Here is a 16,050-nt window from a genome sequence, read left to right as displayed (position 1 = left end):
CATCGAAGCTTCATGCAGAGAGCGTACTCGCACAGCATGAAGCACCGCATAGACCCTTTGATTGAAGAACGCGCGGAGTGGCTTTTCGAGCCACGCACCGAGGCGCAACTGGCCCGCAAGGTCGCGGAGCACCTGCTTAGCTATGACAAAACGCTCCATCTGGCGCGTCAACTGCATGGGCGAAGCAGTGATCAGATCATGAAGATCATGGCATCTATGCTGGCACGCAACATGGAAGTGCATGGCCTGCACAACATCCCGTCGCATGGCCCGGCGTTGATCGTTGCGAACCATCCGACCGGCATCGCCGATGGCATCTTTCTGTACCAGGCATTGCGCCAGGTTCGGCCCGACATGTTTTTTTACGCCAACAGCGACATCCTGCGTGTTCTGCCGCAGATGAGCGACATCATTGTCCCTGTCGAATGGCGAAAACACAAACGCAGCCACGCCAAAACTCGCATGACTTTGCAGGAGACAGCCGTTGCTATGCACGACGGTCGTCTTGGCGTCATTTTCCCCTCAGGGCGCCTTGCAAAACGGCGTGGTCTGCGCCTACACGAACGCGACTGGATGCCATCAGCCGCCATGATTGCGCGTAAATTCGACGTGCCCGTGATCCCTGTCCGGATTGAGGCCCGCAACTCGGCGCTGTTTTATTTGTTCGATCTGATACATCCGTCCTTGCGTGACATAACCCTGTTCCACGAAACGCTCAACAAAGACCGCCAACCATATCGGGTCTGTATTGGAGCACCAATTGAGGGACGCAGCCTGCCTGCCCAGTCGCAACTGGCGACGGAAGCACTCAGACGCCAGACGTTGGAGCTTGGATCACGCTCCAAACCGTCTGTTTCGTTGGTGCGTACGACCGGAAGTTTCAACTTCACGCGAAAATTCTTCGCCTCTAACGCATAATTTTTCTATTTATTTCAGGTGGTTGAAATTTTTTCAATCTTTTTTTGAACATTGTTCATAAAATTCATTGACAGAAGAGGGCGTGGTTCCCAAGTAATATGAACATCGTTCATGAAAAGGAGAACCACAATGTCTATTCGTACTTTCCTCGCAACAGCCGCTGTTGCCGCAACTGCTTTGACTGCAACAACTGCAACCGCAGGTCCAAGTGGTCAGCATTCCGCAGAAGCTGCATACCACAGCGGTGAAGCGGCAAGTCACGCGGGTTCCGCCGTCGTGACTGGCGCCGCAACGGTCGCCTCTGTTCCGATCGTGGCTGTCGGCTCCGCCATGGCGGTGACGGGTATGGCGCTTGAAGAGGTGGGCACCAGCACGATCGAGTTGGGTGCAGACATGGTCGAAGGCACCCGTCCACAACAGACAATCAACATTACCGTGATGCCCAACGCGGCGCCCACCCTCGACTAAAACCGGGCCAGGAGATCGAACATGAAACGCTTTCTTACTCTGATTTCCGTGTGCCTTTCGCTGTTGCTGCCGTCCCTTTCGTGGGCCGGCAGCACAGAGAACGCACCAGCACAACTGCCAAAGGATCAAATCGCCACCTACTCCAACAAGTTACAAAAGGATCTCGTGGCGAGGGGTGCGCGCGTAGCAATTGTGGGTCGTATCGGGCGCGATCCAGACACGCTGCCCGACGGAATAAATTATACCCATGTCGCCTATTGGGTTTACTCTCGCCTGTCGCATGAGGACGGATCGACCTCGACCGGTTACCGCGTCTACAACCTCTACCAGCAAGCTGACGACGACACATCGAGCCGTCTGGTTCAGGATAGCCCAGCCGATTTCTTTGCTGGCGCTTATAAACTGGATGCGGGCGTCATCGTCCCTGACCCACGTTTGCAACAGAAGCTGCTCGGCACCATTGCCAGCCCAACTTACAACGCGTTGCACAACAGTTCCTATTCTGTCTTGGCCAATCCGGCCGATCCGCGTTTTCAAAATTGTACAGAGCATACCCTCGATGTGCTGATGGCAAGCCTTTACGACATCGAAAACCGCGACCAGATCAAAGCAAACATCGCTGCGCATTTTGAGCCGCAACATGTGCGCATCGGTGGCCTAAAGCGAATGTTGGCCCCTGCGTCCTCCGCGGCTCTTACAACCAAAGACCACGGCTCGAAAATCGAAACCGCGACCTTCAGTTCGATCGCACGGTTTATGTCGGGTCACGATCTTTCCGACCAAATATACCGCTTCACCGAGAATGGCGCGCAGCGCTTCTGAATTTGACAAACAGCCACTGGTCCCACATGAAAAAAGAATGACTGCACAGACAAAACCATCTCGTCGCGACCGAAATCTGGCCGACATTCGCGAACGCGCTACCACGGTGGCAGAGCGCATCGTCCTTGAACACGGGGGCGGTGCGCTCAACGCGCGTGGATTGGCCAAGGAGCTGGGAATTTCGGTTGGCTCTTTATACAACGCTTTCGGTGATCTGGATGGGGTCGTTCGGGCGGTAAACTCGCGCTGCGCAGAACGTCTGGCTACTGCTCTGCGTCAGGCAATGGCCGACGCCCCGGCCGATGCCCGTGCTCGGGTAATCGCGATCGGCGAGGCCTATTTTGATTTCGCGAATTCAGAACCCCGACGCTGGTATATGCTCTTTGAGCGCGACAGCGACTTGCAACTCGACGTCAAAACGGCCGAGTTGCAAGAAGGGTTGCTCGAAATGCTGATCCGCGCCGGTGATGGTGACCCGTCTGACCCGCAGCACCGGCAGTTTTTTTTGCTGCTGTGGGCATCGGTCCATGGGCTGGTCTCACTGGCCTGTCGCCCGCAAATCGCGATGATCAAGCCTGAGGTCGCGCGGGATTACATGCACGACCTCATTGCTGCTGCTTTCCGTAATTTTCCGGAAACCGCGCCTAGGTAGAAATACCGACTGCCCGGTGCAGATACCGTTTGTCTTCAATCTGGCGGGCGACAAACCCGGCAATATCACCCAAAGTGATCTTCAGACGCAGCCCGCGGCGATCGTTCTGCACGTCTTCGATGTATTGCCCCGTGCGCGGGCTCTTGTCGAAAGCGGAAGGGCGCACGATCGTCCAGTCAAGACCACTGGCTTCGACCATTTGCTCCTGAAGCTCATGGTCTTTGAACATGGGGCGGAGCAATCCGCCAAACATGATATGCTTCCAAAAGAAGTTCAGTGTACTCCAACTGTCCCGCGCGCCAAGCGTGGACTGGCAGATCAGGCGCTGTACGCCATGGACCTGCATGGCGCGGATCACATTGAGTGTTCCTTGCGAGCGGATTTTGCTCTTGCGGGACATACCTGAGCCAAGAGCGACGACAACCGCATCTTGATCTTTCACAACTGCGCGTACTGCTTCGGGGTCCAGCGCGTCCCCATCTACGCGCACCGGGCGGCCGTCCCATCCGGTGAATGCCGATGACCGGCGGGCGAAGGCCGTGACCTCGTGGCCAGCAGCCAGCAATTCATTTGTGATGCGGCTACCGAGAACGCCCGTGGCGCCAATTACAACTATCTTCATTTCAAATCTCCTTCTTGACACGGTGTAAAGTTGACATGGTGTCAATTAAGGGCTACTTGACGCCATGTCAAGAGAAAATCAAACAACCCGCGCCCGCATCCTCTCCGCAACCATCTCATTGCTTGAATCCGGGTCTGCCCCTGCCGTTCGCATGTCCGACATTGCAAAGGCATCAGGAATAAGCCGTCAGGCTCTGTACCTGCACTTTCCCAACCGCGCTGATCTGCTGGTCGCAGCGGTTCGGCACCTTGATGAAACGCATCAGATCGATGCCCGACTTGCGCCAAGCCGTGCTGCTGCGGATGGTGTCGAAAGGTTGCGCGAATGGGTCTCTGTCTGGGCTGATTACATTCCGCAGATATACGGCGTTGCCAAGGCCCTGCTCGCCCTGCAGCACAGTGACGCCGAAGCTCGCGCCGCGTGGCAAGATCGAATGGCCGCCGTGCGACACGGCTGTGCCGCTGTGATCACGGCACTGGAAAATCAGGGTAGGCTGACAGATGCGCTGTCACCAGACGAAGCGACTGACTTGCTGGCAACCCTGTTATCTGTGCATGGGTGGGAGCAATTGCACCAAGAGGCCAACTGGTCGCAGCAGCGGTATGTCGAGGTTATGCAGCAAACCGCCGCGCGCATTTTGCTGGCAAATTAACGGGACGCAATATGCGCCCCGTTATCTGTTTAAACTTGGCCCGGCAGATCAGGCGGCGGCCGCGTCATCCTCTCTCCACACATTGGGTGCAAAGGCATCGTCAACTTCGGTTTCCGCTATATGGTTTGTGTAGTTTGACAGCACCTTGTAGGCGGTGCCGAGTACGACTTCGAGGACTGTCTGTTTCGTGTAGCCGGCGTCGATCAGCGCCTGCACTTGATCTTTCGTCGGCCAACCGCGGGTTTCATTCACAACAATTGCAAACTGACGCAGCGCTTCCAGCTTGGTGTCCGCAATAGGCGTGTTATGCCGCAGCGCGTCGATCACGTCCTGAGGGACGCCAGCACCTTTCGAGATCGTGGTGTGAGCCGCCATACAATAGGTGCACCCGTTCAGGCGATTATTCGTCATTGCGATGACTTGGCGTTCTGTTTCGGACAAGTCAGTTTTCCCAAAGATACCAGCCAGGGCGATGTAGGCTTCGACCAATGCGGGGGCCTCGGCCATTGTCGCCATCAGATTTGGAATGAACCCGTACTTGCCCTGAACACCTTCGAGCATTTTTTTTGCGCCGTCAGGGGCTGTTTCAACTGTATGTGTCGTAAATTCGGTCATCAGAGTTCTCCTTATCAATAGTCACATATTGTTTAAACCATTCGGTATACACTCAGTTAGGTAGCTTAAACCGATCAGTCAAGACTGCCCTCTGATTTTCTTGAACGATCGGTATAAATTCCTATATATATTATGCTAACGGCACGAGAGGAGCATTCATAATGCCATGGGAAAAAGCATTCGATATGGATACGGCCCTCGACAAAGCCACGTCAGTTTTTGCCAAGAAAGGATTCGAGGCAACCTCGATGTCCGACTTGACCCAAGCCATGCAGATCAACAAAGGCAGCCTTTATAACGCTTTCGGCTCGAAGAAGGAGTTGTTTGATCGGGCGCTGGCACGCTACGACCAGCAAAATCGCGCTGCACGTCTTGCCGAGTTGCGTCAGTGGGACAATCCCAAAGCAGCGATTGACGCGTTGTTTCAGGGCCTGATAGACACAGCCAAGGCTGATCCCGAGCATCTGGGTTGTTTTGTGATCAATACGGCTCAGGATATGCCCAATCACTCCGATACGGTGAATGCCTTGATCCGCCAGTCGATTGAGCAGATCGAAACCTTCTTTCGCGATATGATCGTTGCAGGCCAAGCGTCTGGACATATTGCGCTGTCAACCGACCCTGAGAAAACGGCTAAGGGGCTTTTGTCGCTCTTTGTCGGAATGCGCGTTCTGTCCAGAGGTGGTGTCGAACTTCAGGCTTTTGACGCAATCAAATCGAGCGCCATGCAATTGCTGCCTGCGCCATAGCGCCCCTTCCTTACGCGACCCTATCGCCAAGCCCTTTGGTTTGTAATAAAAAAGTAGCGTATGCTTACCCTACTTTACTCGGTACTGCCCTTCGTCGTCATCGCAATCGTGGTTTATTGCGTTTGGCGCGCCGTTGACGCCGCGCGAACCCCTCAGGGCGCGGCCGGCTGGGCCGTCTTTCTTATCGCAGCGCCGTGGTTTGCCGTACCCGCATTTCTGGTTTTCGGGACACACAAACTGCGTCGCTATAATCAAACCCGAAAGAAAACCCACGACGTGGTGCAAAGGCTCGCCGCGTCGCGTGATCTGTTTCCACCACGCGCTGACCCAGCCAAGCGCCTGTCGGTGTTCGAACAACTGGCCGAGATGCCAGCACTTGGCGGTAACGACGCGCGGTTACTATTAAACGGCGAAGAGGGTTTCCCGGCAATATTTGCAGCGATTGACCGGGCCGAGCGGTATGTATGTGTTCAATCCTACACCTTCTACCACGACGCCGTAGGAAATGCGTTGGCAGACCATCTGATTGCGGCGGTAGGGCGCGGTGTTTCGGTCAGGTTGCTCTATGACGGGGCAGGCAGCTACAAACTATCACGCAAGTGGATCACCCGACTGAATGATGCAGGTGTCAAAGTTCTTGACCCGCGCGGCGGGAGTGGACCGAGTTCAAAGCTGAACATCAATTTTCGCAATCACCGAAAGACTGTGCTCATTGACGGCGTAGAAGGCTTTGTCGGTGGCCTGAACATGTCACAAACCTATGTCGATGGGGGCGCCGAATTCGACCGATGGCGTGACACGCATCTGCATATGAAGGGGCCAATCATTTCGCAATTGCAACTGGCCTTTGTCGAAGACTGGCACTGGGCCTGCGAAGAGCTGCTCAGCGACGAGCTGGAATGGCACCCCCCTGCACAACCATCAGATATGACAGGCGTGATTATCTCGGCAGGTCCGAACGATGATCTGGACACCGGGGCCTTGTTCTTTGCCTCTGCCATTAGTCAGGCCAGATCACGCATCTGGATCGCCTCGCCATATTTTGTGCCGGATTCTCTGACACTCGGCGCGCTGACCAATGCAGCTTTGCGCGGCTGTGATGTAAGGATCATCATGCCAGAAAGGGCTGACCACTACCTGACGTGGCTCGCGGCTTATGATTATTTTGACGAGGTGAGAGAAGCCGGCGTGCGCATTTTCCGGTATCAGCCCGGGTTCATGCATCAAAAGGTAGTCTTGGTCGACGACGAAGTCGCCGCAGTCGGCACCATGAATTTTGACTATCGGTCATTCCGGCTCAACTTCGAGACCATGGCAATCTTCCACCACACAGGTTTTGCTCACAAGGTGTCCGATATGCTCACGACCGATCTGGCTGACTGCATCGAGTTCGAAACACCCTTGTACAAGCAACCGTTGTATCTGCGCGTTGCGGCACCACTGGCCCGACTGGCAGCGCCTATCTTATGACCAAGCTGCGCCTCGCGAGCTACAATGTGCACAAGGCCGTCGGTCTGGATCGCCGACGTGACCCCGCGCGCATCCTGCGGGTTCTGCTTGAGGTGGACGCCGACATCGTTGCCCTGCAAGAGGTAGACAAACGGCTGGGCAGCAGGCCCACCGCGCTGCCGCGTTTCCTGATCCGGCAAGAGACAGATTACACCGTCGTCGACCTGGCTGAAAATGATGTCAGCCTCGGATGGCACGGTAACGCGATCCTCGTGCGCAAAGGCCTTTCCGTCAGCGACCTGCGCCATGTCGATCTGCCGGGTCTGGAACCGCGCGGCGCAGTTATGGCGCGCGTCGAAGGCCTGACCGTTGTTGGGACGCATTTGGCCCTGCTGCGCTATTGGCGGCAGCGCCAGATGCTCGCAATCATCAATCATCTTGACGGCGAATTCTCCAAGAGCGCCATTCTGGGCGATTTCAACGAGTGGTCCACAACGCAGGGTTTCGAACCCTTGATGCACGATTTTACAGTGCTGCGACCGGGGCGCAGTTTTCACGCCATTCGCCCAGTAGGAGAACTGGACAGGATCGCCCACGGCCGCAAGGTCTCCATTCGTGATCACGGTGTGCACAACACAGCACTGGCGCGAATAGCATCCGATCACCTGCCGGTCTGGGCCGATGTAAAATTCGACGGGTGACCTGACACGCAAAAGGCCCGAACCTTGCGGTCCGGGCCCGGCACAAAACGTGATTATCGGTTTAGTTTACAGCTTTGGCGTCAACGACGTCTTTTTCAATCTGCTTGGTCGAGCTGATTTCGATTTGACGCGGTTTCAGCGCCTCAGGCACCTCACGCTTCAGATCAATGTGCAGCATCCCGTCGGCATGGGCCGCACCGGTTACGTGCACGTGGTCTGCCAGATGAAAACGACGTTCGAACGCGCGCGTCGCGATACCGCGATGCAGGTAAGAGCGCTCTTCCTTGTCGTCGGCTTTGCGGGCCGAAACGATCAGCGCGTTTTCGCGCACTTCGACGCCAAGATCAGCGTCGGAAAAGCCGGCGACAGCGATAGAAATGCGATACGCGTCGTCATCTAGCTTTTCGATATTATAAGGGGGATAGGACGGCTGAGAACCTTCAGTCGTCAGTACACGGTCCATCAGGTCAGCGATTTGGTCAAAGCCGACAGTGGCACGGTACAGGGGTGCAAAGTCAAAACTACGCATGGTTCATCCTCTTCATTGAGCGATAAATGTCGGGCGCTCCGGTATGGACGCACCCGCTGTCTTAAGATTTCAGGGCCCGATCATCGGCGCCCTGATACCGTCAATGTGGGGATGTATTTTCGGGTTTCAAGACCCGCCAGCGCGGACGAATTTAGCACCGCCACCAGAGGATTTGGCACCTCCTGTACCGACCTGAATTCGTTTGATCGAAGCGACAGGTTTGGCTTTGTTGGCCCACATCTGCTGTTTTAGTTCCGCAACAATATCAGGCAGCGTCATCCCGTAGGTGACCCGCCGCCCGTCCATCGCACCCATGCCGGAAATGACAGAGACTATCTGTCCCCTGCCATTGATGTGGCTGAACACGGGCGCTCCTGATGAGCCGAAAGTGACATCGCAATCCATTAGCATGATGTCATGGCGCGTCGCGATCACTTGGCACACATCCTGACGAGATGGCAGCGTTTCACGGTTGCGACCGTAGGATACGACGCTGACCGGGCCACTGGAAACCTTGCGCGGGTGCAACACGAAAGGGTCAAGATCGTTCGAAGGGATCGGTTCCGCCAACCGCAACAAAGCAACGTCATGGCGAATGTTCTGCTGGGCCGATCCACCGCGCGGTTGGTATTTCGGGTGCGGCTCAACCTGCGAAATTGCGCGCTCCGCGGCCACGCGGCCATTGAGCAGCCCCGCTCTGAAGGTGAAATCAGACGGTGCGATCAAACGACCCGTGCGTGTATTGTAAACGCAATGGGCTGCTGTGAGAATGAACTCGGGCGAAATAAGCGTGGCGGTGCAGAAACCAGCAGCCTCGGCATCCAACCGTCCAACCGATTGCCATGCCAGCGCATCGTTTTCCACCGCCATACCACGCAAGCTGCTGGTCGCCTGCTGGGCGGCAGCACTACCGATAAGAGGGCTTAGAGCCAGAACAGTTGCAATGACATGACGCAGGCGCATTGTTACTCCTTGGGCTTGATGAATTTCGCACCGGTGTTACGGCGCTCTTCGCCAACGACGACCCGAGAAGCAGTCGGTACTGCATTGACATAAAAACCCGCGCCGCGATCCAGTTCCGCGCGCAGATATTCGAGAGGGTCGCTTAATTCGGTGCCCAACGACACGTTCTCTCCGGACATCTCAGCTTTGGCTGAAACAACCGAGACAATGTGCGCCTCCCCGTCAGCAAAGGAGAAAATCGGCGCGCCCGAAGATCCGAAATCGACAGAACAAGAGGTGACAAGAACACCTTCACGCATCCCGATGACCTGGCAGACCTCTTGCAAAGACGGTGCTTCGGAGCGGTCACGTGCATAGCTCACAACGCCGACGCGATCACCTGTCACAGGGCTGGACGCAGTCAGAAAGGGCTTGATCGTTGTATTGCGGATCGGCCGGTCAAGTTCGAGAAGAGCAACGTCACTTCGGACCCGATCCGAAGAGACGTTTTCGCTATAATCATATTCAGGATGAACCACGGCACGGCGCACGCCGCGATAGGCAGAGGCACGGCCATTACGCCATCCCGCCAGAAACTCGACCGTTTCGTGGTTAATGCGCGCGCCCGTTCGCTTGTCAAAGAGGCAATGCGCCGCCGTCAGTACAAGATCGGGCGCGATCAGCGCGCCCGTGCAGAATCCCGCGCCGCCAATGTCGAGACGGCCAACCGCCTCCCATGGGTTCGCATCATTTCCCGTCTCAAGTTTGCGAAGCGCACCATCCTGCGCAATGGCACCACCGGTCGCCAGCAAAACTACACCAATTAACATCACCCAAATTCGCACAATGCATCCTTTCTAAACTGGGTATTGTTTAACGAAGGGATACGGCAGAAATACGGCGTTAAGCGCCTAATTGGGTGCCATTTGGTTAACGGTCCATCACCAATTGGTTAACGAAGACACGGGATTTCAGACTCAGGGTTGAATCCTGCCACCAGAGCGGGAGGTTTTGGCCCGCCAGTAGCCCAGTCGATCAATTCCACGCTATGCACGATCGGGATTTTGGTGCCCGATCCAATCTGCATCATACATCCGATGTTGCCGGCAGCGATTACATCAGGGTTTTTAGCCTCCAGCGTACGTACTTTGCGGGCCTTCAACTGCCCCGAAATTTCAGGTTGCATCAGGTTGTACGTGCCTGCAGAGCCGCAGCAAAGATGTGGATCAGATGGCTCAACCACCTGAAAACCAACGCATTTTAACAGCTCTTTGGGATACGTTTTGATCTGTTGCCCGTGTTGTAGCGAACAGGCAGCGTGATAGGCAACAACCATCCCCTCGGGCGGCGAATCGTTTTGCGATACCGCCTCTGTACCGGCGATAGCGTCGCGGGCCGGGCGCGGCGCGCCTGCCACGCCTTTGGGTATGTCCATCAAATCAACCAATACCTCAGAGACGTCACGCGCAAGCGCAGAAACCCGTGCCGCATCGTCTGCCAGCGCATCATTGCGGAACATGTGGCCGTAATCCTTTACCGTGGTCCCGCAGCCAGAGGTATTAATGACGATTGCATCCAATCCCTCGCCATCCATCTCGCGCACCCACGCCCGAATGTTTTTCGCAGCCGTTGCATGGCTCTCAGCAGTCTTGCCCATGTGATGGGTGAGCGCCCCGCAACACCCCGCGCCCTCAGCCACCACGACCTCGCACCCAAGTCTAGTCAACAGTCTGATCGTCGCGTCATTGATATCGGTATTGAGCGCCTTTTGCGCGCAGCCGGTCATGAGAGCCACACGCTTTTTCTTCGGCTGTGCCGGAGCAAAGGTTTGCGGGTCATCGTTGCGACTGACCGGCGGTATCACATCCGGGGCCATCTCCAGCATCGCCCGCAGCCGCACATCCGGCACAAAGCGCGCAAATGGCTTGCCGATTTTAGCGCCTAGCAATGCGACCCGGAAACGCATCGGGTAGGGAAGAATACGTGCGAGGACCCAACGCAAAGCGCGATCACTCCAAGGCCTTTGGTACCGTTCTTCGATGTATTCGCGCGCGTGGTCGACCAGATGCATATAGTGAACACCGGAAGGGCAGGTGGTCATACATGCAAGGCACGACAAGCACCGGTCGATATGCTTTACCGTTTTTGCGTCCGGATCGCGGTCGTTCTCCAGCATGTCCTTGATCAAGTAAATCCGCCCGCGCGGGCTGTCGAGTTCATCTCCCAGCACCTGATATGTCGGGCAGGTTGCGGTACAAAAACCGCAATGCACACAGGCACGCAAAATCTCGTTGCTGCGCTGGATCGCGGGATCCTTCAGTTGTGTCTCAGAGAACGTCGTCTGCATTACGCCACCTCCCCTTGGGCGGGTGACATAAGCCCGTTGTTCAGGATGCCGCGCGGATCGAATTTCGCCCGCAATCCGGCGCTTAACTTTTCGACCCCCGTGGCTTGCGGATGAAAGACACCTTGCGCACGGTCCCCGCGCAGCAGTGTCGCATGGCCATCAAATGCGCCCAACCGGGCGCGCAGATCTGTGCCCGAAGGCGTATTTACCCAGATCAGCCCCCCGGCCCAGTCATAGTAGTGCCGCGTAGCCGCCGCAGCTGCAACAAGGCCCGGCGCGGCAGAAGGCACACAGGATATCCGCCAGGTGTCGCCTTCGGCACCCGCAAACGGCCCCACGTTTCGCAATTTCTGCCACAGCGCCTCGGATGCAGACGCTGCCAAGATCTCTAAATCCCCACTCATCGGCGCCAGCAGCGTCTTGAGTTGTTCAAGGCGATAGGCGACCGAGGATTCAAAACCTTCTACGCGCAGGACGCAAACCGCCGCGTCACCCGAAATGCCAGCACCATAAGCCGCGCCGGTTACTTCAAATGGTGATCCCATCGCCCGAGACATTGCATCAATTGCTGACGCGTCGTCCAATCCATGAACCACAAGCGTTCCTGACGTTTCCGGCACCGGCAAAACCTTCAGCGCAACTTCTGTCAACACCCCCAGCGTACCGAACGACCCTGCCAGCAATTTTACTAGATCATAGCCGGTGACGTTCTTCATCACCCGTCCACCGTTCTTGAGAATTGTTCCCGATCCATCCACGAACCGCACCCCAAGCGCATAATCCCGTGCCGCACCTCCCTGAATACGCCGCGGCCCGCTGACGTTGGCTGCCATCACACCACCGATGGTCGGGGTACCTTCCGTGCCAAGCAGTTCTCGATGGTCCATCGGCTCAAAGGCCAACCTTTGCCCTTCAGCAGCCAATGCATCATCTATTTGCGCAACCGGTGTCCCGGCGCGCGCCACCAGCGTCAGAGCGCCCGGTTCGTAAAGTGTGATCCCACTCATAGCGGCGGCCGATAGCATCTTGCCTTCCGGCACAATACCACGCGTATTTCCGCCACAAACACTCAACGGCCCATTTGCCGCGCGGATCGCTTCGGAAAGGTCGTTTTCCGTTTCAGGTCTCAACATGCTCTTTCACTTTGCTGAATAAACTCCGGGGGTCTCTCCCGATAGCGAGAGGGAGAGGCTGGCCTCCTATTGCGCGGCCAACTGCGGGCTACGCCGCGACATAGAGGTTTCAAGCGGGAACACCTTGGCCGGGTTCAGTATCCAGGAAGGGTCAAAAACGTCCTTCACAGCCATCTGGGCCTCAAGATCCTCAGGCGCATACTGATAATTCATCAGGTCGCGCTTTTCTATTCCGACACCATGCTCACCCGTCAGACACCCACCTGCCTCGACGCACAGCTTGAGGATTTCGGCGCCAAACGCTTCGCACCGCTCCAAATCACCCGGCTTGTTGGCGTCAAACAGGATCAATGGATGCATATTGCCGTCGCCTGCGTGGAACACGTTACCAACCTTGAGCCCGAATTCATCCGACATTTCCGAAATCCGTCTGAGCACGAACGGCAGGCTTGATACCGGAATGGTTCCGTCAAGACACATGTAGTCATTGATCTGCCCCATCGCACCAAACGCGGATTTGCGACCCAACCAGATTGCCGCACTTTCCTCTGCAGAAGTGCTTTCGCGCAACTCCACAGGGTTATGTCTGCGCGCGATTTCGGTAATCAGACCCAACTGGTGATCGATCTCGGCGTCCGAGCCTTCGACCTCCACGATCAGCAGCGCTTCGCACATTGGATACCCAGCCTTGGCAAAGGCCTCTGTAGCCTCAATGCATGGACGATCCATGAATTCGATCGCCACCGGCAAAACACCCGCCTTGATAATGTCGCTGACGCAGGCGCCCGCCACCTCGTTGTCGTCAAAGCCCATCAAAACCGGGCGCGCCCCTTCGGGCTTGGGAAGAATGCGCAACGTCGCTTCGGTTACGACGCCAAGCTGCCCCTCGGATCCACAAATCAACCCAAGCAAATCGAGCCCCGCCGCATCCATATGGGCGCCGCCGATCTCAACGATCTCGCCATCCGGCATGACCATCTTGACCCCCAACAGGTTGTTCGTTGTTACACCGTATTTCAGACAATGCGCGCCGCCCGAATTCATCGCAATATTCCCGGCAATCGCACAGGCCAACTGACTTGACGGGTCAGGTGCGTAGAAAAACCCGTCCGCCTCGACTGCGCCTGTTACGCTCAGATTGGTCCTTCCGGTCTGCACCCGGATTATCCGGTCTTCGTAATTGGTTTCCAAAACGTCATTCATGCGCGCGACCCCGAGTATCACGCTGTCGGCCGTTGGAAGAGCGCCCCCCGCCAATGACGTCCCCGCGCCGCGCGGCACCACCGGCACGCCCTCTTCATGACAAATACGCAGCACGTCGGATACTTCGCCTGTGCTCGCCGGCAAGACCGCAATCATCGGTGGGCACTTGTAGGCCGTCAGCGCGTCGCATTCATATGCGCGCGTCTCCCGCACGTCGTGAATGACCGCATCCTCCGGCAGGACTTGTTGAAGCCGCTGAACAACACGCGCCTTGCGTGCCAGCACATCTGGGCTTGGCGTGGGCATTTCCATCAGGGAATCTCCTCTTTGGTAAAATAATATTACCAATTTTGCCCATTGGCAAGACATGATGGACCTGCCATGCGAGAGAAATGGACTTTCTTCTGCGCCTTGCTCTGTTTCCCCCGCTGGATATCGCCGCACTCTGCCTACTCTTTGTGCTGTGGATCGGCATAGGATGGCGCATTGAGCATCCGGGGGCGAAACACCCATCCACATCCACGCTCATGGCTGGCTACCGCCGCCAGTGGATGCAACAGATGGTGACCCGCCAACCGCGTATCTTTGACGCCCAGATCCTTGGCACGCTCCGGCAAGGCACGGCGTTTTTCGCGTCGACCTGTGTCATTGCTCTGGGTGGCACGCTGGCGCTGATCGGCAACGCCGAAAGGCTGGCGGGCGTCGCAGAAGACATCGCCCTCGGCGACGCACCAACCATCGTGTGGGAACTTAAACTCATGGTCATGGCATTTTTACTCACCAACGCGTTTCTGAAATTTGTCTGGGCCAACCGGCTGTTTGGTTACTGCTCTGTGGTCATGGCCGCTGTCTCCAACGACGCTGATGACCCCAAGGCGGCCCATCGCGCAGCGCAAGCAGCAGAGATTAACATCGCCGCTGCCCGCAGCTTCAACCGCGGCCTGCGGTCAATCTACTTCTCGCTTGCTGCTGCGGCATGGCTGGCCGGACCTGTCACACTCATGGCTGCGGCACTAGCCACGTTCACGGTAATTTGGCGACGAGAATTTGCCTCGCGCTCTCGCCAAATCCTGCTGGATGACTAATATCAAATAGGTAACATCAAGCTTGCAAGAGGCCCCCATGTTCAGATTTGCAGCGATTGCCCTGATTTTCGCGGCCCTACCTGCCGTCGCTGAAGAGCCTGAGATTACCAATATCACCGCGCGCAACACAGCCGGCGATACATGGCGTTTCGACGTCACGATCAAACACCCAGATACCGGGTGGGACCACTACGCCGACGGCTGGCGCGTGCTTGACATGCGGGGCAACGAATTGGGCATGCGCGTCTTGGCGCATCCACATGTCAACGAACAGCCATTCACGCGGTCGCTGTCAGGCGTGCGCATCCCAGAGGGAACAACGCAGGTACAGCTTCAGGCCCGCGACAACCCCGGCGGCTGGAACAGCGGCACCACCGTGTTCCGCCTGCCATAAGCGCGTTTGCCGGGGACGTATGTGATGAGCCTCGACGACACCCTCAAAAGCTTTCTGGCCTCCCATAATCCAGCACCACCGCACCGCTTGGGCCAGCGCTATAACCGTAGCCGGTTTTTGCCGGAATCCGGCAACACCGTGGTCTGCCCGCTCGATCTGTCACACCCGTCACACAAAGCGGTGCTGGCCATCCGGCAGCAGTTGCAACAGCTGCCGGGCGCCGAGGCGCTCCTCTTTACACCGGTCAGCAGCCTTCACATGACGGTCCTCGACGGTGTGATCGACAGCCGGCGCATCCCGGACGCCTGGCCGCCGGACACGCCACTCAGCGCGCCCATTTCTTCGGTAACATCAACCGTGTCAAACCGACTGTCAGATGTTGCGCCGCCACCACCGATCAACATGCGCGTTAGCTACGTGTCACCCGGGGGCCTTGCACTGCAAGGCGCAACAGACGCAGATGACGCCGCTTTGCGCCACTGGCGCGACGCGCTTTCCACGGCTTTCGGCTTTCGTCATGCAACGCATGATACCTACGCCTTCCATATGACGTTGGCCTATCCGGTCGACTGGATTCCGGACAGTCTCGCCGCACTCTGGCAACAGACGCTGGAGACGATGACCAAACGCCTCACGAAACAAACACCCGTCATCCCGCTTGCACCACCGGAGTTCTGTATCTTCAACGACATGACACATTTTGAACCTGTGCGCGCTCTGGCACGCCCTGCGTGATACAGGCTCTTTTCACTTTGCCAGAAAAACTCCG

The 16,050-nt window shown here is 56.8% G+C and carries 19 protein-coding genes; 11 read left to right on the top strand and 8 right to left on the bottom strand.

What is annotated here, in order from left to right; translation table 11 throughout:
• Positions 1-36: 36 nt before the first annotated feature.
• The 4 genes from AC2D8V_RS01330 (at position 37) to AC2D8V_RS01315 (ending at position 2,860) form a co-directional block, all read left to right on the top strand.
• Complete coding sequence (locus AC2D8V_RS01330; RefSeq protein ID WP_484731712.1) at positions 37-918, top strand: 1-acyl-sn-glycerol-3-phosphate acyltransferase; 882 nt, start codon at positions 37-39, stop codon at positions 916-918.
• A 129-nt stretch (positions 919-1,047) separates the two neighbouring features.
• Positions 1,048-1,386, top strand: coding sequence for a hypothetical protein (locus AC2D8V_RS01325; RefSeq protein ID WP_484731711.1), 339 nt, complete (start codon positions 1,048-1,050; stop codon positions 1,384-1,386).
• A gap of 21 nt (positions 1,387-1,407) precedes the next feature.
• Positions 1,408-2,208, top strand: coding sequence for a DUF2145 domain-containing protein (locus AC2D8V_RS01320; RefSeq protein ID WP_484731710.1), 801 nt, complete (start codon positions 1,408-1,410; stop codon positions 2,206-2,208).
• A 37-nt stretch (positions 2,209-2,245) separates the two neighbouring features.
• Complete coding sequence (locus AC2D8V_RS01315; protein ID WP_484731709.1) at positions 2,246-2,860, top strand: TetR/AcrR family transcriptional regulator; 615 nt, start codon at positions 2,246-2,248, stop codon at positions 2,858-2,860.
• Here the strand turns inward: AC2D8V_RS01315 and AC2D8V_RS01310 are convergent.
• On the bottom strand, positions 2,853-3,482 hold the full coding sequence (locus AC2D8V_RS01310) for an NAD(P)-dependent oxidoreductase (protein ID WP_484731708.1): 630 nt from the start codon (positions 3,480-3,482) through the stop codon (positions 2,853-2,855). The genes AC2D8V_RS01315 and AC2D8V_RS01310 overlap by 8 nt on opposite strands.
• A 64-nt stretch (positions 3,483-3,546) precedes the next feature.
• Between AC2D8V_RS01310 and AC2D8V_RS01305 the strand changes: the two genes are divergently transcribed.
• Positions 3,547-4,134, top strand: coding sequence for a TetR/AcrR family transcriptional regulator (locus AC2D8V_RS01305; protein ID WP_484731707.1), 588 nt, complete (start codon positions 3,547-3,549; stop codon positions 4,132-4,134).
• A gap of 48 nt (positions 4,135-4,182) precedes the next feature.
• Here the strand turns inward: AC2D8V_RS01305 and AC2D8V_RS01300 are convergent, their stop codons facing one another.
• Positions 4,183-4,749 carry a carboxymuconolactone decarboxylase family protein gene (locus AC2D8V_RS01300; protein WP_484731706.1) on the bottom strand — a complete coding sequence of 189 codons (567 nt, stop codon included), beginning with the start codon at positions 4,747-4,749 and terminating at the stop codon, positions 4,183-4,185.
• Between the two features lie 161 nt (positions 4,750-4,910).
• On the opposite strand from AC2D8V_RS01300, the gene AC2D8V_RS01295 reads away from it, so the two are divergent.
• From AC2D8V_RS01295 to AC2D8V_RS01285, 3 genes are read left to right on the top strand one after another with little or no spacing between them, the layout of a single operon-like run.
• Positions 4,911-5,498 (top strand): TetR/AcrR family transcriptional regulator, encoded by a 588-nt coding sequence (locus AC2D8V_RS01295; protein ID WP_484731705.1) that lies wholly within the window; start codon positions 4,911-4,913, stop codon positions 5,496-5,498.
• A gap of 60 nt (positions 5,499-5,558) precedes the next feature.
• A complete protein-coding gene (gene cls / locus AC2D8V_RS01290; protein ID WP_484731704.1) occupies positions 5,559-6,968 on the top strand; it encodes a cardiolipin synthase in 1,410 nt (469 codons plus the stop codon).
• Positions 6,965-7,648 (top strand): endonuclease/exonuclease/phosphatase family protein, encoded by a 684-nt coding sequence (locus AC2D8V_RS01285; protein WP_484731703.1) that lies wholly within the window; start codon positions 6,965-6,967, stop codon positions 7,646-7,648. The genes cls and AC2D8V_RS01285 overlap by 4 nt, the downstream gene beginning before the upstream one ends.
• Before the next feature lie 61 nt (positions 7,649-7,709).
• Here AC2D8V_RS01285 and AC2D8V_RS01280 read toward each other — a convergent pair whose 3' ends face one another.
• The 6 genes from AC2D8V_RS01280 to AC2D8V_RS01255 all read right to left on the bottom strand — a co-directional run bounded on the left by AC2D8V_RS01280 (position 7,710) and on the right by AC2D8V_RS01255 (position 14,114).
• Positions 7,710-8,177: an Hsp20 family protein gene (locus AC2D8V_RS01280; RefSeq protein WP_484731702.1), complete on the bottom strand. Its 468-nt coding sequence runs from the start codon at positions 8,175-8,177 to the stop codon at positions 7,710-7,712.
• Between the two features lie 126 nt (positions 8,178-8,303).
• Positions 8,304-9,140 carry a trypsin-like serine peptidase gene (locus tag AC2D8V_RS01275; protein WP_484731701.1) on the bottom strand — a complete coding sequence of 279 codons (837 nt, stop codon included), beginning with the start codon at positions 9,138-9,140 and terminating at the stop codon, positions 8,304-8,306.
• A gap of 2 nt (positions 9,141-9,142) precedes the next feature.
• On the bottom strand, positions 9,143-9,949 hold the full coding sequence (locus AC2D8V_RS01270; protein WP_484732638.1) for a trypsin-like serine peptidase: 807 nt from the start codon (positions 9,947-9,949) through the stop codon (positions 9,143-9,145).
• A 122-nt stretch (positions 9,950-10,071) separates the two neighbouring features.
• Positions 10,072-11,466: a glycolate oxidase subunit GlcF gene (gene glcF, locus AC2D8V_RS01265; RefSeq protein ID WP_484731700.1), complete on the bottom strand. Its 1,395-nt coding sequence runs from the start codon at positions 11,464-11,466 to the stop codon at positions 10,072-10,074.
• Entirely contained in the window at positions 11,466-12,599 is a 1,134-nt protein-coding gene (locus AC2D8V_RS01260) for an FAD-binding protein (RefSeq protein WP_484731699.1), read from the bottom strand. The genes glcF and AC2D8V_RS01260 overlap by 1 nt, the downstream gene beginning before the upstream one ends.
• Before the next feature lie 66 nt (positions 12,600-12,665).
• Complete coding sequence (locus AC2D8V_RS01255; protein ID WP_484731698.1) at positions 12,666-14,114, bottom strand: FAD-linked oxidase C-terminal domain-containing protein; 1,449 nt, start codon at positions 14,112-14,114, stop codon at positions 12,666-12,668.
• Between the two features lie 80 nt (positions 14,115-14,194).
• Between AC2D8V_RS01255 and AC2D8V_RS01250 the strand changes: the two genes are divergently transcribed.
• Genes AC2D8V_RS01250 through AC2D8V_RS01240 form a run of 3 tightly spaced genes read left to right on the top strand, consistent with a single transcriptional unit; the run spans position 14,195 to position 16,016 of the window.
• The gene (locus AC2D8V_RS01250; RefSeq protein ID WP_484731697.1) at positions 14,195-14,887 is read left to right on the top strand and encodes a DUF599 domain-containing protein; all 693 of its coding nucleotides are present in this window, start codon (positions 14,195-14,197) and stop codon (positions 14,885-14,887) included.
• A 37-nt stretch (positions 14,888-14,924) separates the two neighbouring features.
• Positions 14,925-15,281, top strand: a complete 357-nt coding sequence (locus AC2D8V_RS01245; protein WP_484731696.1) for a hypothetical protein — start codon at positions 14,925-14,927, stop codon at positions 15,279-15,281.
• Positions 15,282-15,305: 24 nt separating this feature from the next.
• Positions 15,306-16,016, top strand: a complete 711-nt coding sequence (locus AC2D8V_RS01240; RefSeq protein ID WP_484731695.1) for a DUF1868 domain-containing protein — start codon at positions 15,306-15,308, stop codon at positions 16,014-16,016.
• Positions 16,017-16,050 lie beyond the last annotated feature (34 nt).

It is taken from the genome of Roseobacter sp. YIN89, assembly GCF_057219365.1.
The sequence above is the reverse complement of the archived record's forward strand: the minus strand, read 5'-3'. Positions and strand labels throughout refer to the sequence as shown.